The sequence below is a fragment of the Mycobacteriales bacterium genome, from assembly GCA_040902655.1.
GTDB lineage: Bacteria > Actinomycetota > Actinomycetes > Mycobacteriales > SCTD01 > SCTD01.
The window spans coordinates 78,818-96,822 of record JBBDWV010000028.1; the positions used below are offsets into that span (position 1 = coordinate 78,818).

The following is an 18,005-nucleotide window of genomic DNA, read 5'->3' on the forward strand; positions in this document are numbered from 1 at the left end:
GTCAGCGGCGCGCGTAGAGCTTGCGCGCCCGCACCGTCGTCACCCCGTGCGCGAGAGTGCTGGCGACGACGGCGAGGGTGCCGGCCGCGAACAGCCGCGGGTCGGTGGCGCCCTCGTGCGCGCTGTGCGCGAGGTAGAACACCGCGCTGACCCCGATCGGCCCGAACCAGCCGGTGAAGACGGCGTCGCGCAGGCGCAGCCCGAGCAGCCGGCCCAGTCCGACCACCAGGGGTGGGCGGCGCAGCAGCAGCACCGCGAGCGGGAACAGCAGCGCCCCGGCCCCGAGGTCGGCCCACGCCGACCACGGCAGGACCACGCCGACGAGCAGGAAGAACGGGATCACGAGGTAGCGGTTCGCGACCTCGTCGAGGGCGTCCTGCGCCTCGCGGTCCTCGTCGCCGATCATGGCGTTGTAGGCGAGCCCGGCGACAAAGACGCCGAGCACGCCGTCGGTCCCGAGCACCCGGCAGATCCCGAGCACGGCCACCGCCAGCACCAGTGTCAGGACCAGCTCCGACGGCCGCTCGACCTCGCGCCGACCCTCGACCCTGCGCAGCGCGGTGGCGGCGGCGGCGCCGACGGCCGCGCCGATCGCCGCCGCCACCACCACCTGGTAGACCGCGTCCGACGCCGCACCGCCGACGGCCTTGCCGAGTACGGGTGCCAGCGCCAGCAACACGAGCGGCAGCGCGAGCCCGTCGTTCGCCCCGGACTCCTCCGTGAGCACCTGGCGGGTCTGCGCCGGCAGGTCCTGCTCGGCCGGCGCGCCGGTGACGACGTCGGAGGCGAGCACGGGATCGGTCGGGCACAGGCACGCGCCGAGCACCAGGCCGAGCGAGAGGGGCAGGCCGAGTAGCGCCACCCCGAGCCCCGCGGTGGCCAACGCCGCCAGCGGCATGACCACTGCGACGAGCAGCAGGACCGGTCGCAGCACCGGCCGCAGCGCGCTCACCGGGAAGCGCAGCGCCACCCCGATCAGCGACACCGCCAGCATCAGCCGCGACGCCTCGAGCAGCAGCAGGTCGCGGTGCGTCTCCGGCACGGTGACGAGGTCGAGGACCTGTGGACCGGCCAGCACCCCCAGCAGCAGCGCCAGCAACGGGCCGCTGAACGGGAGCCGGCGGATGCTGGCGCTGAAGAGCACGAGGAGCAGCGACAGGGCTCCGGCGAACAGGTAGCCGTAGTGGAGGGCGGTCACGACCGGCGCTTTCCCGAGCCGACCCGCTCTCACACGGGAAAGATCAGCTGCCTCACCCTGCGGCGGTCGTGCACCCGCCACACTGTCTGCATGACCGCCACCCGCGTGGACCTCAACAGCGACGTCGGTGAGAGCTACGGCGCCTGGTCGTTCGGCGACGACCTCGCCCTGCTCGACGTCGTCACCAGCGCCAACGTCGCCTGCGGCTTCCACGCCGGCGACCCCCGCACGATCGAGCGGACGGTCGCCGCCGCCGCCGAGCGCGGGGTCGTGGTGGGCGCGCAGGTGTCCTATCCCGACCTTGTCGGTTTCGGCCGGCGCGACATGGACGTGGCGCCCGCCGACCTGACGGCGGACGTGCTCTACCAGCTCGGTGCGCTCGAGGGCTTCGCGCGCGTGGCCGGCACCTCCGTCCGCTACGTCAAACCGCACGGTGCCCTCTACAACCGGTGCGTCGTCGATGACGTGCAGGCCCGCGCTGTGGTGCAGGCGGTGAAGCTGTACGACCGCGCGCTGCCGGTGCTCACCCTGCCCGGTTCCGCCCTCGCCCGGGCTGCGCGCGCGGCCGGGGTGTCCGTGGTGGCGGAGGGCTTCGCCGACCGCGCCTACACCGCCGCGGGGCACCTGGTGCCGCGGCGCGAGCCGGGGGCGGTCGTCGTCGACGAGGTGGAGGTCGTCGCGCGGGCCGTGCGGATGGTCGACCAGGGCCGGGTCGCGGCGCACGGCGGGGGAGAGGTCGAGATCGGCGTGCAGTCGCTGTGCGTGCACGGCGACACCCCCGGCGCGGCGCGGCTGGCCCGGGCCGTGCGTGAGGGGCTGGAGGCGGCCGGGCTGACGCTGCAGGCGTTCGCGTGAGGTCGGAGGCGACCAGCCGGACGCCGCCGGCACTCGCGTGAGGCTGCGTACCGCCGGACCGCTCGGCGTACTGGCCGAGCTGGCCGATCTGGAGACGGTGCACCGGCTGGACGCGGCGGTCCGCGCCGCTCAGCTGCCCGGGGTGGTCGACGTCGTGCCCGGCTACCGGACGCTGCTCGTCACCTCGTGCTCGGCGGCCTCCGCCGCGCGGGTACGAAAAGCCCTGCCGCTGCTGGACCTTCCCGGCCTGGACCAGGTACGGCGGACGGTCGTCGAGATCCCGGTGGTCTACGACGGGGAGGACCTGGCGGAGGTCGCCCGGCTGACCGACCTGCCCGTGGCAGAGGTCGTGCGGCGGCACACCGCGCCCGAGTACCTGGTGGCGTTCCTCGGCTTCGCGCCGGGCTTCCCGTACCTGCTCGGGCTGGACCCGGCACTGCACGTGCCGCGGCGGGCGACGCCGCGCACCTCGGTGCCGGCCGGCAGCGTGGCGCTGGCCGGTGTGCAGACCGGGATCTACCCGGCGGCGACGCCGGGTGGCTGGCAGCTGGTCGGGCGCACCGACGTCGCGCTGTTCGACGGGGACCGTGAGCCGCCGGCGCTGCTGGCGGCCGGGGACCGGCTGAGGTTCGCCGCCGCGTGATCGTCGTCCGGCAGCCGGGGCCGCTGACGACGGTGCAGGACCTGGGCCGGCCGGGCCGGCGGCACCTGGGGGTTCCGTTGGCCGGTGCGGTCGACCGGCCGGCGCTGCGGGCGGCCAACCGGTTGGTGGGCAACGCTCCTGGCGCGGCGGCGCTCGAGACGACCCTGGCGGGGCCGGAGCTGGCGTTCGAGGTCGACGCGGTGGTGGCGGTGGCCGGCGGGCGGTGCACGGTGACCATGGGGGGAGAGATCGTCGAGGTCGGCGTCGCGGTGACTGTCCGGCGTGGCCGGACACTCGTGCTGGGCCTGGTGGTCACCGGGGTGCGCAGCTACCTCGCGGTCCGCGGCGGTCTGGAGGTGCCGGCCGTGCTCGGTTCCCGGTCCAGCTGCACGCTGTCCGGGCTGGGGCCGTCACCGCTCGCCGCCGGCGACCGGCTGCGGGTGGGGGAGCAGGTCGAGGCTGCCGTCGCGGACGGTCCGGCGGTCCTGCCCGAGATCGCCGCCGAGCCGGTGCTGCGACTGGTTCCCGGCCCACGGGAGGACGCCTTTGCGCCGGAGGCGTTACCGCGGCTGACCGGCGCGCCGTACGTCGTGACGCCGAGCAGCGACCGCAGCGGGGTGCGGCTGGCGGGGGCGGCGCTGCCGCACCGGACCACCGGCGAACTCCTGTCGGAGGGCGTCGTGCCGGGGGCGGTGCAGGTGCCGCCGGACGGGCAGCCCATCGTGTTCCTGGCCAACTGCCCGACGACCGGCGGCTACCCGGTGATCGGTGTCGTCGTTCCCGAGGACCTGCCGCACGTCGCGCAGGCGCGTGCGGGTAGTGCGGTCCGGTTCGCGGTCACCGCGTTCCGGCGGTGAACCGCATCTCCGCACCCGGGCAGACGAGCCTCTCGTGGCCGTTGTCCCACCGGATGAGGTACGGCGGTCCGCCGTCCGGGCCGCGGATCTCCAGCACCTCGCCGTGCCGCTCGGGGTCGCCCACGTGGCGCCCGGGGACGGTGACGTGGTCACCCTTGCCTGCGTGCATGGGACCTCCCTGACTGGTCGGGGGACAGACCCATCCTGCTCGCACACCGGGCGCCTGCCAAGAGGCCGCGTCAGCCGTGCAGCTGCCGCTCGGCCTCGGCCGCGTGCTCCTGCGAGACCATCACCTCGTAGCTCCCGGCGGTCAGCGACTGGACCGACGAGAAGTCGCGCCGTCCACGCAGCGCGGCGTGCCCCGCCGCGCCGAACACCGCGCCGAACACCGCGCCGATCACCAGGCCCACCAGCAGCGGGCCGAGGATCGAGGTGCTGAACAGGCTGAGGAGCAGCCCGACGAAAAGGCCCCACCAGGCGCCGGCGCCGGCGCCGAACAGCGCCGACCGGGCGGTGGTCACCCGCCCGGTCACCTGCTCGACGGTGCGTAGGTCGGTGCCGACGATGGCGAGGGTGGCGACGTCGAAGCCGTCGTCGGACAGCTGGTCGACCAGGCGCTGCGCCTCGGGATACGTCGGGAAGCGGGCGAGCGTGTGCCGGGCGGTCGTCGAGCCGGTGTCCTCACCGGGGTAGACGGCTTGGTTCAGCGAGATGTCCGGGGTCATGGTTCCTCCTCGTTGTGCGCGTCCTCTGGAGCGTGCCCGGTGGGCGGTCGGCGACACCGGGTGGACGGCTGGGGCCATGCGGGGCGGTGCAGGTCGCCTTGTCGCATGCAACGCTCGCCGCCGCGCCCAGGCGGGCTCACACACCAGGCCCCGTCAGGTAGCGGTCGAGCGTGCCGCCCACCGCCGGCGCCAGCACGTCGGCCGGTGCCGAGGCCACCGGCTCCAGGCGTACGACGTAGCGCGTCACGGCGATGCCCAGCATCTGGGAGGCGGCCAGCGCGGCGCGCAGCTCCGCGTCGTCGCGGGAGCCGGCGGCTTCGACCAGCGGGGTGAGGACGGCGCGGGTGAGGAAGTCGCGCAGCGTGCTGGCCGGCGCCTCGTCCGAGACGGCACTGCGCAGCAGGGCGAGCATCGGCCCCTGACCGGGGGTGGCGTCCCAGATCCCGAGAAAGGTGCGGACGACCCGCTCGCCCAGTCCCTCGAGGCCCTCGGCGAGTAGCCCGGCCACGACGGTCGACGGGTCGAACGGGAGCTCCAGCGCCGCGGCGAACAGACCGTCCTTGTTGCCGAAGAAGTGGTGCACCAGCGCGGGATCCACGCCGGCGGTACGGGCGATTCCGCGGATGGTGGTGCCGGCGTAGCCGGCGGTGCCGAAGCTGGACCGGGCGGCCTGGAGGATGGCTGTCCGGGTGCCGCTGTCACCCGGCCGGCGGCCGCCACGTCGCGACGCGGTCAATCGCTGCGCCGGGGGAGCGTCGCGGCGCCGAGGGCGATGAACAGCACGACGCAGCCGGTGATGACCCCCAGGTCGGTGAGCAGCCCAGAGGTGATGTCGGCCGACGCGCTGACCCGCTGCATCCCCTGCACGGCGTAGGTCAGCGGGAAGGCCTCGGACAGCCACTGCAGGGGCGTGGCCATCGCCTGACGCGGCACGAAGAGCCCGCACAGCAGCACTTGTGGCAGCACCACCGCCGGCAGGAACTGCACAGCCTGGAACTCCGAGCGGGCGAAGGCCGACAGCAGCAGGCCGAGGGCGGTGCCCAGCAGCGCGTCGAGAACGGCGAGCAGCACCACCAGTGCCGCCGAGCCGGCGACCTCCAGGCCGAGCGGCCCGAGCGCCGTACCGGCGGCGAGCGACGTCTGCACCACCGCCACCAGGCCGAAGGCGAGCGCGTAGCCGGTGAGCAGGTCACCCTTGCCGACCGGCATCGACAGCAGCCGCTCGAGGGTGCCCGAGGTGCGCTCGCGCAGCATGGCCACCGACGTCACGAGGAACATCGTCGTGAAGGGGAACAGGGCCAGCAGCGGGCCACCGATCCGGTCGAAGGTCGCTGGCTGGTCCTGGAAGACGTAGCGCAGCAGGGTCAGCAGCACGACGGGGACGACGAGCAGCATTGCGACGGTGCGGTGGTCTGCGCGCAGCTGCTGCAGGACCCGGCGTGCGGTGGCCAGGGTGGCGCGGGCGCTCATGCCGCGGTCGCGAGCTGGAGGAACGCGGCCTCCACGTCCGCGGTGCCCGTACGGTCGAGCAGGTCCGCGAGCGTGTCGTCGGCGACCAGGTGACCGTCGCGCAGGAGCAGCAGCCGGTCGCAGCGGGAGGCCTCGTCCATGACGTGGCTGGAGACGAGCAGGGTGGTGCCGGCCGCGGCGAGATCCCGGAAGAGCTGCCAGAGGTCGCGTCGCAGCACCGGGTCGAGGCCGACGGTCGGTTCGTCGAGCACGAGCAGCTCAGGGCGGCCCAGCAGCGCGGCGGCGAGCGAGACCCGCGCCCGCTGCCCGCCCGAGAGAGTGCCGACCGGCTGGTCCGCCTGGCCGGTGAGGTCGACGTCGGCGAGCACCTCCTTCGTACGGTGCCGGTCCGCGCCGAGGACGTCGGCGAAGTAGTCGAGGTTGGCGCGCACCGACAGGTCGCCGTAGACGGCGGGGCTCTGGGTGACGTAGCCGATGCGGGCGCGGTTCGCGCGTGCGCCGGCGGGTCGCTGCAGCACCTCGAGGCGGCCGGTGACCCCCGCCTGGACGCCGACCACGGCCCGCATCAGCGTCGTCTTGCCGCCGCCGCTCGGGCCGAGGAGCCCGGCGACGACGCCGGCGGGGACGTCGAAGGTGAGGCCGTGCAGCACCTCGCGGCCGCCCCGGCTGACGCGCAGTTCGCTGGCCGCGACCGGACAAGTCATCATGCGTTGATTTGTAGGCCTCTGGGGCGCCGCCGTCAACGGTGCGCCACCCGCTCGACCGAGCCCGCTGTCAGCTGAGCACGCTGACTGCACAGCGAATCCCCGGTGCCGCTGCGAGCCGACCGTCCGCGGTGACGAGCTCCACGCCCAGCACCTCGGCGAGCGCGACGTACGCCGCGTCGTAGGAGGTCACGTTGTCCCGCAGCTCCCAGCAGCGGGCCAGCAGAGGGAGGTGCGCGACCCGCTCGAGCGGGAGCTCGACCAGATCGGTCAGCGCAAGCTGGGCCCGGCGTACGTCCAGCCGGCCCGCTGCCAGCTGTCGGCGCAGCACCGAGAGCACCTCCAGATCGATCAGGTCCGGTGCGGTGAGAGTGCGCCCACGCAGGCGTGCGCGGGCCGTGTCGCCGGAGGCACTGTCGTCCGCCAGGGCAGGAACGAGGACGCTGGCATCAACGACGAGCACGGTCGTCCTGCAGGACCCGCACAGCCTCCTGGAAGGACACGGCACCTCCGGCGCGCCCGCCGGCGCGGTTCAGCACCTCGTCCACGGTGGGGCGCCGCGCTTCCTCGACGAGTCGGCTCCGCAGGTACTCCTGGAGCGACTGTCCCGCCTCGGCAGCTCGACGCCGCAACACGGCGTGCGTCTCCGCAGGAACGTCCTTGATCTGTACGCTGGGCATGGCGCCATAGTGGCGCCGGAGGCGGTGGAACACAAGTCTCCGCTGCGCGCGCATCTTGACGTCAGCCACCAGGGTCTCCGCTACGACCCGCTGGCGGACCTGCTGCAGAACGTTCACCGTTTCTGTCACAGGTCGCTGCCACGGTGGAAGCCGTGCGTACCGGACTCCTGCAGACCTGGGTGCCGTCGCGGCGGCGGCGCGACGGGCGACACGCCCGGGCTGCGGCAGCAACACGCGGTGTGACCTGCGACTTCGCCTCCACCGGCGCGTTCTGCTTGCCACCGCCGTTGTGCCGCTCTACTGTCGCCGACACAACATCTAGGGATGACACCGGTGTAATTCTCCACATGCTGTGGGAACGGTGTGCCACAGATGTGGACAACCCGATGCGACAGAGGGGACCGGACCGTGCGCTGCCCGTTCTGCCGACACCCCGACAGCCGGGTCGTGGACAGCCGCGAGACCAGCGAGGGCGATGCCATCCGGCGCCGCCGCTCGTGCCCGGAGTGCGGCCGCCGCTTCACCACGGTCGAGGAGATGTCGCTGTCCGTGGTCAAGCGCTGCGGCGTCACCGAGCCGTTCAGCCGGGCCAAGGTGGTCAACGGCGTCCGCAAGGCCTGCCAGGGTCGCCCGGTCGACGAGGACGCGCTCGCGCTGCTCGCCGCCCGCGTCGAGGACGCCATCCGGGCCGCCGGCAAGGCCGAGATCCCGGCCGACGAGGTCGGCCTGGCGATCCTCGAGCCGCTGCGTGAGCTGGACGAGGTGGCCTACCTGCGCTTCGCCAGCGTCTACCGGGCGTTCGAGTCCCTCGCCGACTTCGAGGCCGAGATCACCGCGTTGCGGGCCAGCGTCGGGACCGGGGTGCAGGACGACCACGAGACCGGCCCGCCGGACCGGCTGGCCCCGGCCCGCTAGCTCCTCGTACGACGAACAAAATCCCCCACAGACGAATGCCGCGGACGCCGCGGTTGTTGGACCTACACAGAGACGACTGGAGACTGAGCATGACGGAGACGGTCAGCGGCGCCACCCACCGGCAGGTCCGTGGCGAGCCCAAGGCCCCTGGGCTGCGCCTCGAGCGGGTCTTCACCCGGGCGGGCGTGCACCCGTACGACGACGTGACGTGGGAGCGCCGCGACGTCGTGCTGACGAACTGGCGCGACGGCTCGGTCAACTTCGAGCAGCGTGGGGTGGAGTTCCCGGACTTCTACAGCGTCAACGCCACGAACATCGTCACCAGCAAGTACTTCCGCGGCGCCGTCGGGACCCAGCAGCGGGAGTGGTCGCTCAAGCAGATCATCGACCGGGTCGTCGACACCTACACCAGGGCCGGGCTGGAGAACGGTTACTTCGCGACCGAGCAGGACGCGGAGATCTTCGACCACGAGCTCAAGCACCTGCTGGTGCACCAGTACTTCAGCTTCAACTCACCCGTCTGGTTCAACGTCGGCACGACGTCGCCGCAGTTCGTCAGCGCGTGCTTCATCCTCGCCGTCGACGACACCATCGACTCGATCCTCGACTGGTACAAGGAGGAGGGGCTGATCTTCAAGGGCGGCTCCGGTGCGGGCGTCAACCTCTCCCGCATCCGGTCCTCCAAGGAGCTGCTCTCCTCCGGCGGCACCGCCTCCGGGCCGGTGTCGTTCATGCGGGGTGCGGATGCCTCCGCCGGGACCATCAAGAGTGGCGGCGCGACCCGCCGCGCCGCGAAGATGGTGGTGCTCGACGTCGACCACCCGGACATCGAGGAGTTCGTCGAGCTCAAGGCGCGCGAGGAGGAGAAGATCCGCGCGCTGCGCGACGCAGGCTTCGACATGGACCTCGGCGGCCGCGATATCACCAGCGTGCAGTACCAGAACGCGAACAACTCGGTCCGCGTCACGGATGAGTTCATGCGCGCCGTGGAGGAGGGGACGGACTTCGGGCTGCGGGCCCGGCTCGACGGGTCCGTCCTCGAGACGGTCGATGCTCGCTCGCTGTTCCGGAAGATCGCGAAGGCGGCGTGGGAGTGCGCCGACCCCGGCATCCAGTACGACGACACGATCAACGACTGGCACACCAACCCGGAATCCGGGAGAATCACGGCAAGTAATCCGTGCAGTGAGTACCTCAGCCTCGACAACTCCTCCTGCAACCTGGCGAGTCTGAACCTCATGCGCTTCCGCGGCGCCGACGGAGTGTTCGACGCCAAGCTGTTCGGCAAGGCGGTCGAGCTCATCATCACCGCGATGGACATCTCCATCTGCTTCGCCGACTTCCCGACCGACAGCATCGGCCAGACCACGCGCGACTACCGCCAGCTCGGCATCGGCTACTGCAACCTCGGCGCGTTGCTGATGGCCAACGGTGTGGCGTACGACTCCGACGCAGGGCGTGCCCTCGCGGGCTCGATCACCAGCTTGATGACCGGCACCGCGTACAAGCGGTCCGCGGAGTTGGCCGGCATCGTCGGCCCCTACGCCGGTTTTGCGAAGAACGCTGCAGCGCATGCACGGGTGATGCGCAAGCACGCTGCGGCCAACGACGCCGTGCGGGCGTTCGGCGCGGACGACTCCCGGGTGCTGCACGAGGCGACCCAGGCGTGGCAGGACTGCCTGGCCATCGGCGAGAAGAACGGCTGGCGCAACGCGCAGTCCTCGGTACTCGCCCCCACCGGCACGATTTCGTTCTTCATGGATGCGGACACCACGGGTGTCGAGCCGGACCTGGCGCTCGTGAAGTACAAGAAGCTGGTGGGTGGCGCATCGATGCAGATCGTCAACCAGACCGTCCCGCTCGCGCTGCGCAAGCTGGGCTACGCCGAGGAGACGGTCGAGGCGATCGTCGAGTACATCGCCGAGCACGGCATCGCTGCCGGCGCACCCGGCCTGAAGACCGAGCACTTCACCGTCTTCGACTGCGCGATGGGCGAGCGGTCCATCACCTGGATGGGCCACGTGCGGATGCTTGCGGCTGTGCAGCCGTTTTTGAGCGGCACGGCGAGCAAGACGGTGAATCTTCCTGCCGAGGCCACGGTGGAGGACATCGAGAAGGCCTACGTGGAGGCCTGGAAGCTCGGGCTGAAGGCGCTCGCGGTCTACCGCAACAACTCCAAGGTCGGCCAGCCGCTGTCGGAGAAGCCAAAGGCCGCCGAAGCTGTGGTGGTGGCAACGCGGCCGACGCGCAAGCGCCTGCCGAAGAAGCGCCGGTCGCAGACGATCTCTTTCGCCGTCTCGGGTGCTGAGGGCTATATGACGGCCGGCGAATACGACGACGGCACCCTCGGTGAGGTCTTCATCAAGATGAGCAAGCAGGGCTCGACGCTTGCCGGCGTCATGGACGCCTTCTCGGTGTCGATCTCGATCGGACTGCAGTACGGCGTGCCGCTGGAGGCGTTCGTCTCCAAGTACATCAACATGCGGTTCGACCCGGCCGGCATGACCGACGACGCCGACATCCGCATCGCGCAGTCGGTGATGGACTACCTGTTCCGTCGCCTGGCGCTGGACTACCTGCCGGTGGAGACCCGGGCAGAGCTCGGCATCTTCACGGCCGAGGAGCGCGCGGCTGCGGTCGCCACCGGCGGCTACAGCGGGTCATCGGATTCGCCGTCTGACCTGGACGTCGAGGGGCTGGCGCAGTCGGTGCCGGTGCAGACCACGTCGGTGGCGGTGGTCGCGCCGGCGCAGGTCGGTTCCTCGACTGAGCTCATCGAGTCGCAGCAGGGGACTGCCGCGGATGCTCCGCTGTGCATGACCTGCGGCGTCAAGATGCGGCCGGCCGGTTCTTGCTACGTCTGCGAGAGCTGCGGGAGCACCAGCGGCTGCAGCTGATGTTGTCGAACAGTCTTTGACGTCGTCAGATCGGCCGACGATGTCCGCACGGTGAATGCCGTTCGTTAAGTGTCGTGGTGCACCGCCTGCTGGATCTCCTCACCACTTGCCGCACCGCAAAAGACGCCGCAGTGACGGCCCCCCGGGCCGGAGGCCAGCTGTCCCGCCTCGTCCTCCTGACGAGACCCGCTCACGGCAGAGCGTGGAGCACCTCGTGCAGCGAAAGCCGGTCGACGTCGTCGGCGGGCCGGGAGAGGTAGAGTTCGGCGTGGTAGCGGCCATCGGCCTCCAGGCTCGGGTCCAGACCCCGGGCGGCGACGTCTCTGAGCGCGGCGTCCTGCTCCTCCACGCTGGCGAACCGCCGTTGCGGGAAGGTCACTCCCTCGAGCTTCTCGGTCGTGAGGCCGTGCTTGTCAAGCGTCGCTGCGATGTCGTCGTACGGGAACAGGCGCAGCACCATGGCCAGCACCCACGGGCCCCGGACGTCGCGCTGGGGTCGCAGCAGCCGGTCGAAGGTCCGTTCGGTGATGTAGCCGACTCCGCCCGTCGTGGTGATCAGATCCACCCGCGCCAGCTCGGCGGCCAAGCCCGGCGAGGGGTCCGCCGCCTCGAGGTCCTCGGCCCAGCCCTGGTCGAGCAGGCCCACGCGGCAGGCGTAGTCGATGGCGTTCTGCGCGACGTCCAGGCCCGCCACCCACGCCGTCGCTGTCCGGCGAGCAGCGAAGAAGAGCGCATCCTGCTCGGTGACCTCGGTCGGCGTGAGCGTCGCGAGCACCTCGCTCGAGTAACGGTCGTACAGCTGCGCCAGCGTGACGTCGGTGCGCAGGAGGGCGGCGTTGACGCCGTATGAGCAGCAGACGTCGAGGACACGCAGCGGAGCGGGCGCCTGCCCGGCCTGGTCGCGCAGTGTCGCCATCACCGACTGCACTGCCGGCTGAGCCACCTGCGGAATCTCGTAGTCGAGGGCCCCCAGCGTGCGGAAGTAGGCGCGTGGGTCAAGGCTGTCGTAGATGTCATCGAAGCGGGCTTTGGCCTGTCCTGGCGCATCCTCTTCGGACATGCAGCCTCCTGGTCGCAGATGCGGCGAGCCGTCGCATGGCCAGCCAGACGGCCACCATATCCATGGGCGGCGCCCAACTTCGGCACTCCACCACTGAGCGCTCCGGCCGGGTTTGAGCGCACTGCCTGCACCGCTCGGGCTGGCCTCGCGATCGAACCCACGGACGGGACTGCACCCGCAGCAAGCCCGCCATCGACGACGTCCGCTTCTGCCGCCTTGCGCGTGCCCCGTTGGTGCTTGCGAAGGGAGAGTGGTCAGATTAGTCTGACCAACATGACCACACACAATGTGGCGGACGCCAAGGCGCACCTATCTCAGCTGCTCGATGCAGCTCTGAAGGGCGAGGATGTCATCGTCGCGCGTGCCGGCAAGCCCCTGGTCCGGCTCGTGCCGGTGAACGCGCCCGCCGCCCGCGTCTTGGGGTTCCTCGACCTGCCCTCGCCCGATGAGCGTTTCGATCCGCTCGACGAGACCGAACTCGCTGCCTGGTCGTGACGATCCTGCTGCTGGACACCCACGCCTACGTGTGGGCGCTCACTGACCCCGACCGACTGTCACGCCGCGCCCGAGCCGCGATCGAGGCACCGAGCAACGACGTGCTCGTCTCCGCCGCGACCGCGTGGGAGATGGCGATCAAGCACCGCGCCGGAAAGTGGCCGGAAGCCGAAATCCTGCTGGCCCAGCACGACGACCTCACGAGCAGACTCGGCGCGCAGACGCTCGACATCTCCGCCGCCGACGCGATCCGCGCGGGGAGCCTCGACTGGGACCATGCCGATCCGTTCGACCGGATGCTTGCCGCCCAGTCACTACTCCACCAGGCCGCGCTCGTGACCCGCGACGCAGCGTTCGGCCACCTGCGCGGACTGACCATCATCTGGTGACGACGCGGGCGCCAGGCCAGAGGAGCGCCCAGCCGCGCCGGGGCAACATCCTCATCTGCCGCAATGCGCTCCTGCCGCCGCGCCAGCCCGAAGGACGCGTCGGTGGAGTCGGCGTTCGCACGAGGCATTCCTATGGCGCGCGACGAAGGCGGGCAACGTCACCGCGCAGTCGCTGACTGCTCGCCCTCCGGGCAGCGGAGAGCCGTCCGCGCGCTGGCGGGCGGCGATTCCGTCGGTGGTCGGCGGAGGGGAGGTGATGCGAACGCTGTATGAGTATCGCTAAGCGCGATCTCGCCCTCGACGACGCTGCGAAGGCGCTGGCTGACACAGGTCGGGCGCCTGGGATTGGGTCGTCACCCGCGTCTAGGGACGGACGTCGGGCGAGAACGCGACGTGCACGTCGGTGTAGCCGAGCGTGCCGAGCAGGCCGGTGAGCATGGAGCGGGTGTTGTCCTCGGCCCGCTTCTGCAGCCCGCCGGCCTTGGCCGCCTCGCCCATCTGCGTCTGCGCGGCCAGGTACAGCTCCCGCTCGCTGGTGGGGTCGTCGGAGAAGACCCCACCGAGGCGGTCAAGCACGCCGCGCTGGCGCGAGTAGACCCGACTCTGCTCAGGGTCGACCCGCGCGTCCGACAGGGCCGCGGGCGGCAGGACGACGTCGACCCGCTTGCCGTCGGCGGAAACCGTGACCGCGTCCTTGCCGATCCCCGTGAAGTCGACGTAGGCGTCGACGCTGCCCTGGGCCACGAACAGTGTCCGCTCGCCGGCCACCAGCGATGGCAGCTTGCCCACGTCCTTCTCGATGTCGACGATCACCTGGAAGCTGCCGGTGGCCGCCTGGAAGCGCGCCAGATCGGCCAGCGAGGTGAGCAGCACAGGGGCGCTGCGGTCGACCGTCTTGGTGCCGAAGGGGTTCGACAGCGACGGCAGCGACGGCAGGTTCACGCTCTGCAGTCCGATCGCGAGCAGCACGACGACGACAGCGGTCAAGCTCACGCTGCGCCAGCGGCGGTCGCGGCCGCGCACGACGCTCGGGTGCTCAGCCATGGCGGCTACCTGCCCGGACGGACCTGCGCTCAGTCCTGGCGAGCCTGCAGCAACGTCCGCCGTCAGTTCCGCATGACGAGGTGCTGGAGGAGCTCCTCGAGCACGCCGGGGTGGCGAGCAGATCGGTGAGAGCTTCGGCCTCGCCTAGATCACGGCCGCGCTCGTTCAGCCGCTGCTTGCCACGCCTGGTCGGCGCAGGACCAGCACCTACGTGCCGGACCCGACCTGGCCAGGCCGAGCACCGGCCACCAGCTCGTGATCGGCAGCACGAGGCCGAAGCCAGGAAGGCCACCGTCAGCGCCACCTTCGTGAGCGACTGGTGCACTTCGTGGATCGGCTCGTACAGCTTCTCGGGCACGCCTCGCTGAACACCCGCCCTCCGACGAAGGCGGCGAAGATGCCGGTGCCACGCCGAGCTGTCGTGTTGCCTCGAGGGCGAACGTGCCGACCGCCTCTCCCGCCGGTGCGGTGGCGAGCGCACCGACCAGCAGCACGAAGGGCAGGGCGAGGCCGTCGTTGGCCGCCGCCCACGACGAGCAGGAGTCGATCCGCGGTGATCATGTGGCGCTGGTTCCCGTGCTGCTGCGGCTCCTCCTGTTCTGCTGCGCCTCCACCTCAGCGGGATCCTCGGGCTTGCTGCGGACCTGCAGCGGCGCCGCTCGAGGAAGAGGAACTCGCGTGGCACCCGCCTGCGACTCCGGTAGTTCTCCCGGTCGGCTGTGCGCCGGCCCGGTCAGCCGGCGTCGTCGCGGCGAGCCGCCTGGTCCCGGCTCCGGTAGGACGCCACGGCCTGCTCGTGCGCCGCGTCGCCCTCCTGGCCGGGGGGTCGCTCCGCGAGCGCCGGTATGGCGTCCTCCTCGCCGTACACCACCAGCCGGTCGCCGTCCTCCACGACGGTGTCCATGCGCGGCACCCCGAGGTAGAGGCCAGACCGGCGGTAGATGCCGAGCACCATGACGCCCTCGTCGCGCAGGCGGAGATCCCCGAGGGTGCGGCCGGTCAGCCAGTCGCCCGTACGGATGTCGATCTCGGCGACGCTGTAGTCGTCACTGATGTGCAGCAGCTTGTCGTAGTCGCGCACGTTCAGGCTGGTGTACCGCCGCAGCGCCCACTCGGTGAGGCGGGTCAGCCCGCGGTCGACCAGTGAGCTGCCCGCGAGGACGCGCAGCGCGACCAGACCGCCTCCCAGCACCGCGATCCGGGTCGCGGTCTGCGAGCTGTCGGCGTCCGCGAACGACAGCAGCAGCGACGTCAGGCTTGTGACGACACCGGCGGCACCGAGCAGCATCAGCTGCAGCACGATGCGGCGCCGCACCGGGTGGTTGACCACCGACTCGGACTCGTTGGTGGTGAAGCCGGCGCCGCTGAACGCCGACCGCGCCTGGAAGCGCGCGATGTCGCGAGACAGGCCGGTGGCGGTGAGCATCACCGTCGCGACACGGGTGACGACGATCGACAGTGTGATGATCGCGAGCAGCGAGACGATAGCGACCTTCCGCGGCACCTCGCCGCCGAAACGGGCGGCGGTGGGTCAGGAGTCGGGCTCCGGCGGCCCGAGTAGGTACGCACCACGGTCTCGCGCAGGTTGATCTCGATAGCGGTCCCTCGATCTCGACCGCGTCGCCTGTGCGGAAGGGGGCGCGGAACAGCAGCAGCGGCGCCGTACCCCCGCCGATCAGCCGCTTGAGCAGCAGCAGGACGAAGAGCGTGCCGATGCCCGCAGCGATGCGGGGGGCGGCGTCGGTCAGCGTGTCGGGCACCGGCTGGCCTGTCGTCGGTACAGCCGTTTCTGTTCCCGATGCTCGGCTCCGGCTCGACGTGCGTGCGTGACGATCGCGTGACGACGTGTCGCCCAGCGCTGTCAGTGGGTAGCAGCACCCGGTCGGAAGGAGGCGAGCGGATGCTGCTGGAACAGCTCGGCACGAGCGGGATTCATCTGATGACGGTAGTTCTGTCGGAAATCGGCGCGTACGCGGGGGTCATCGCGTTTGCGCGGCTCGCCGGCGAGCCGTTCGACGACGAGCTGCTGCAGGGCGTGCAGGGCGTCGAGGCGGGCGAGATCCAGACGGCTGCGGGTAGTCGCCGGCAGCAGTCGTTGATCTCCTCAGCAGGCGGGCCGTTGCTGCTGCGTACGGCCACAGCCACCTTTCGGATTTCGCGGAGCGCGCTCCTTCAGCAGGTACAGCAGCGTGCCGAGCACGGACAGCGCGCTGTCGACCGCCACGAGCGGCGGGTCCCGCCGCAGCGCAACCACGAGGAACATGACGCTGCCCACGAGCTAGGCCGTGCAGGCGAGCCAACGCTTACCGCTCTGCGCCGACCCGCGCGTGCTCGACTCGCCGCGGCGGCGTGAACGTGCCCGGGCCGGTCGGCTCGCTGCGCAACCCCTTGACCAGCGCGACGAGCGTCAGCAGGAGCACCAACGAGAAGGGGAACGCCGCGACGATGGACGCCGTCTGCAGCCCCTGCAGCCCGCCGCTGACCAGCAGCACCGCGGCCGATGCGGAGATGATCAGGCCCCAGGCGACGGTGACCGGACGAGCGGGGTCGGCGCCTCCCTTCGTGCTCAGCGAGCCCAGCACGAACGTCGCCGAGTCGGCGCTGGTGATGAAGAAGGTGACGATGAGCAGCATCGCTGCCAGCGACGCGAACAGCCCCAGCGGAAGGGTGTCGAACAGCCCGAACAGCTGCGACTCGGTCGCCATCTCGGACAGCCCGGCGCCGTCCTGCTCGGCGAGGATTCCGGCGGCGCCGAACACCGAGAACCACAGGCCGCTGACGAGCGTCGGCACGCCGAGCACGCCGATGACGAACTCCCGCACGGTCCGCCCGCGGGAGATGCGGGCGACGAAGGTGGCGACGAACGGCGACCAGGAGATCCACCAGGCCCAGTAGAAGACGGTCCAGCCGTTGATGAACTCGCTGCGGGTCTCGTCGAACGGCCCGGCCTGCAGGCTCAGGACCGGCAGCTCGCTGAGGTAGCTGCCCAGCGTCGTGGTGAAGGCGCCGATGAGCTTGCCGGTCGAGGCGGTGGCCAGGACGAACGTGAAGATCGCAACGGCCAGTGTGATGTTGACCAGGGACAGCCACTTGATGCCGCGGTGGATACCGGTCAGCGCGGAGACGAGAAAGAGCATCGTGACAACGGCGATGACCGCCAGCTGCACGGCCGAGGAGATCTCGACGCCGTCGAAGACCGACGCCAGCCCGCCGTTGACCTGCGCCGCGCCCAGCCCCAGCGAGGTCGCGACGCCGAAGACGGTGGCCACCACGGCGAGCGTGTCGATGAGCGACCCGACAGGGCCGTCAGCCCGGTCCCCGAGCAGCGGACGGAGGGCGCCGCTGATCGTCGCTTTCCAACCGCGGCGGAAGCGGGCGTAGGCCAGTGCGAGGGCGAGGACTGAGTAGATCGCCCACGGGTGCAGGCCCCAGTGGAAGAAGGAGTACTGCAGCGCGTCACGCGCCGCCTCAGCGCTGCCGGCGTCGGCCGTCGCAGGGCTGGTGAAGTGCGACACCGGCTCAGCCACGCCCCAGAACACGAGCCCGATGCCCATGCCCGCGCTGAACAGCATCGAGAACCAGGCAAGGGTGCTGAACTCCGGCTGCTCGTCGTCCCCGCCCAGCCGCACCCTCCCGAAGCGGGAGGCGGCGAGGGAGATGACGCCGATCAGCAGGACGGTCGCCGTCACGAGATAGAACCAGCCGAACTGGTCGACGACGAAGACGCGAGCATCGTCGGCAGCCGCGGCGAGCGACTCCGACGCCAGGGCACCCCACAGGACGACGGGCAGCACGAGGCTCAGCGAGGCCCAGAAGACAGGGGAGGTCTTCCGCATGGAGGTGGTCAGCTCCTCGGATCGTGGGTCGACGGCGGGCACAAATTATGACAAGCCAGCCACACCCGCTTTGCGTTCCCGACGTGACGGGACACACGTGGGACGCGTTCGGCTGGGTGTGGGCACCTGCGACGGCAGCCTGCGCTGCGACGCCTATCGGGCGCTTCGACCTCACGCTGCCGGGCCGTCCGCCCAGACAGCAGCAGCGATCGGCAAGGCTGGCCAAGGGACCACCCG

General features: G+C 71.1%; 20 protein-coding genes. 8 read left to right on the forward strand and 12 right to left on the reverse strand.

Going from position 1 to position 18,005, the window contains the following annotated elements:
- Nucleotide 1 precedes the first annotated feature (1 nt).
- Nucleotides 2-1,198, reverse strand: coding sequence for a cation:proton antiporter (locus WD794_08915; GenBank protein MEX2290429.1), 1,197 nt, complete (start codon nucleotides 1,196-1,198; stop codon nucleotides 2-4).
- A 90-nt stretch (nucleotides 1,199-1,288) separates the two neighbouring features.
- Here WD794_08915 and WD794_08920 point away from each other — a divergent pair, with 90 nt between their 5' ends.
- Genes WD794_08920 through WD794_08930 form a run of 3 tightly spaced genes read left to right on the forward strand, consistent with a single transcriptional unit; the run spans nucleotide 1,289 to nucleotide 3,553 of the window.
- Nucleotides 1,289-2,053 carry a 5-oxoprolinase subunit PxpA gene (locus tag WD794_08920; protein MEX2290430.1) on the forward strand — a complete coding sequence of 255 codons (765 nt, stop codon included), beginning with the start codon at nucleotides 1,289-1,291 and terminating at the stop codon, nucleotides 2,051-2,053.
- 37 nt (nucleotides 2,054-2,090) lie between these two features.
- Nucleotides 2,091-2,696 (forward strand): 5-oxoprolinase subunit PxpB, encoded by a 606-nt coding sequence (pxpB, locus tag WD794_08925; GenBank protein MEX2290431.1) that lies wholly within the window; start codon nucleotides 2,091-2,093, stop codon nucleotides 2,694-2,696.
- Complete coding sequence (locus WD794_08930) at nucleotides 2,693-3,553, forward strand: biotin-dependent carboxyltransferase family protein (protein ID MEX2290432.1); 861 nt, start codon at nucleotides 2,693-2,695, stop codon at nucleotides 3,551-3,553. Before pxpB ends, WD794_08930 begins: the two co-directional genes overlap by 4 nt.
- Here WD794_08930 and WD794_08935 read toward each other — a convergent pair.
- From WD794_08935 to WD794_08965, 7 genes are all read right to left on the reverse strand, one after another.
- Nucleotides 3,534-3,722 carry a DUF1918 domain-containing protein gene (locus WD794_08935; GenBank protein ID MEX2290433.1) on the reverse strand — a complete coding sequence of 63 codons (189 nt, stop codon included), beginning with the start codon at nucleotides 3,720-3,722 and terminating at the stop codon, nucleotides 3,534-3,536. The two genes, WD794_08930 and WD794_08935, sit on opposite strands and share 20 nt — an antisense overlap.
- Nucleotides 3,723-3,792: 70 nt before the next feature.
- A complete protein-coding gene (locus WD794_08940; GenBank protein MEX2290434.1) occupies nucleotides 3,793-4,278 on the reverse strand; it encodes a general stress protein in 486 nt (161 codons plus the stop codon).
- Nucleotides 4,279-4,414: 136 nt separating this feature from the next.
- Nucleotides 4,415-5,014, reverse strand: coding sequence for a TetR family transcriptional regulator (locus WD794_08945; protein ID MEX2290435.1), 600 nt, complete (start codon nucleotides 5,012-5,014; stop codon nucleotides 4,415-4,417).
- The gene (locus tag WD794_08950) at nucleotides 5,011-5,748 is read right to left on the reverse strand and encodes an ABC transporter permease (protein MEX2290436.1); all 738 of its coding nucleotides are present in this window, start codon (nucleotides 5,746-5,748) and stop codon (nucleotides 5,011-5,013) included. The genes WD794_08945 and WD794_08950 overlap by 4 nt, the downstream gene beginning before the upstream one ends.
- The gene (locus WD794_08955) at nucleotides 5,745-6,452 is read right to left on the reverse strand and encodes an ABC transporter ATP-binding protein (GenBank protein MEX2290437.1); all 708 of its coding nucleotides are present in this window, start codon (nucleotides 6,450-6,452) and stop codon (nucleotides 5,745-5,747) included. Before WD794_08955 ends, WD794_08950 begins: the two co-directional genes overlap by 4 nt.
- A gap of 70 nt (nucleotides 6,453-6,522) precedes the next feature.
- On the reverse strand, nucleotides 6,523-6,915 hold the full coding sequence (locus tag WD794_08960) for a type II toxin-antitoxin system VapC family toxin (protein ID MEX2290438.1): 393 nt from the start codon (nucleotides 6,913-6,915) through the stop codon (nucleotides 6,523-6,525).
- On the reverse strand, nucleotides 6,902-7,132 hold the full coding sequence (locus tag WD794_08965; GenBank protein ID MEX2290439.1) for a hypothetical protein: 231 nt from the start codon (nucleotides 7,130-7,132) through the stop codon (nucleotides 6,902-6,904). The genes WD794_08960 and WD794_08965 overlap by 14 nt, the downstream gene beginning before the upstream one ends.
- A 408-nt stretch (nucleotides 7,133-7,540) precedes the next feature.
- Between WD794_08965 and nrdR the strand changes: the two genes are divergently transcribed.
- Together nrdR and WD794_08975 are read left to right on the forward strand one after the other, a co-directional pair.
- Entirely contained in the window at nucleotides 7,541-8,047 is a 507-nt protein-coding gene (gene nrdR / locus WD794_08970; GenBank protein MEX2290440.1) for a transcriptional regulator NrdR, read from the forward strand.
- 89 nt (nucleotides 8,048-8,136) lie between these two features.
- Nucleotides 8,137-10,944, forward strand: coding sequence for a vitamin B12-dependent ribonucleotide reductase (locus WD794_08975; GenBank protein ID MEX2290441.1), 2,808 nt, complete (start codon nucleotides 8,137-8,139; stop codon nucleotides 10,942-10,944).
- 190 nt (nucleotides 10,945-11,134) lie between these two features.
- Here WD794_08975 and WD794_08980 read toward each other — a convergent pair whose 3' ends face one another.
- Nucleotides 11,135-12,004 (reverse strand): class I SAM-dependent methyltransferase, encoded by an 870-nt coding sequence (locus tag WD794_08980; protein MEX2290442.1) that lies wholly within the window; start codon nucleotides 12,002-12,004, stop codon nucleotides 11,135-11,137.
- Nucleotides 12,005-12,277: 273 nt separating this feature from the next.
- On the opposite strand from WD794_08980, the gene WD794_08985 reads away from it, so the two are divergent.
- Nucleotides 12,278-12,499, forward strand: a complete 222-nt coding sequence (locus WD794_08985; GenBank protein ID MEX2290443.1) for a type II toxin-antitoxin system prevent-host-death family antitoxin — start codon at nucleotides 12,278-12,280, stop codon at nucleotides 12,497-12,499.
- A complete protein-coding gene (locus tag WD794_08990) occupies nucleotides 12,496-12,888 on the forward strand; it encodes a type II toxin-antitoxin system VapC family toxin (protein MEX2290444.1) in 393 nt (130 codons plus the stop codon). The genes WD794_08985 and WD794_08990 overlap by 4 nt, the downstream gene beginning before the upstream one ends.
- 363 nt (nucleotides 12,889-13,251) lie before the next feature.
- Here the strand turns inward: WD794_08990 and WD794_08995 are convergent, their stop codons facing one another.
- Entirely contained in the window at nucleotides 13,252-13,932 is a 681-nt protein-coding gene (locus tag WD794_08995; protein ID MEX2290445.1) for a DUF4230 domain-containing protein, read from the reverse strand.
- Between the two features lie 733 nt (nucleotides 13,933-14,665).
- Complete coding sequence (locus WD794_09000; protein MEX2290446.1) at nucleotides 14,666-15,436, reverse strand: TrkA C-terminal domain-containing protein; 771 nt, start codon at nucleotides 15,434-15,436, stop codon at nucleotides 14,666-14,668.
- 396 nt (nucleotides 15,437-15,832) lie between these two features.
- On the opposite strand from WD794_09000, the gene WD794_09005 reads away from it, so the two are divergent.
- Complete coding sequence (locus WD794_09005) at nucleotides 15,833-16,285, forward strand: hypothetical protein (protein ID MEX2290447.1); 453 nt, start codon at nucleotides 15,833-15,835, stop codon at nucleotides 16,283-16,285.
- Here the strand turns inward: WD794_09005 and WD794_09010 are convergent.
- Nucleotides 16,236-17,768, reverse strand: a complete 1,533-nt coding sequence (locus WD794_09010; protein ID MEX2290448.1) for a BCCT family transporter — start codon at nucleotides 17,766-17,768, stop codon at nucleotides 16,236-16,238. The two genes, WD794_09005 and WD794_09010, sit on opposite strands and share 50 nt — an antisense overlap.
- Between the last annotated feature and the right edge of the window lie 237 nt (nucleotides 17,769-18,005).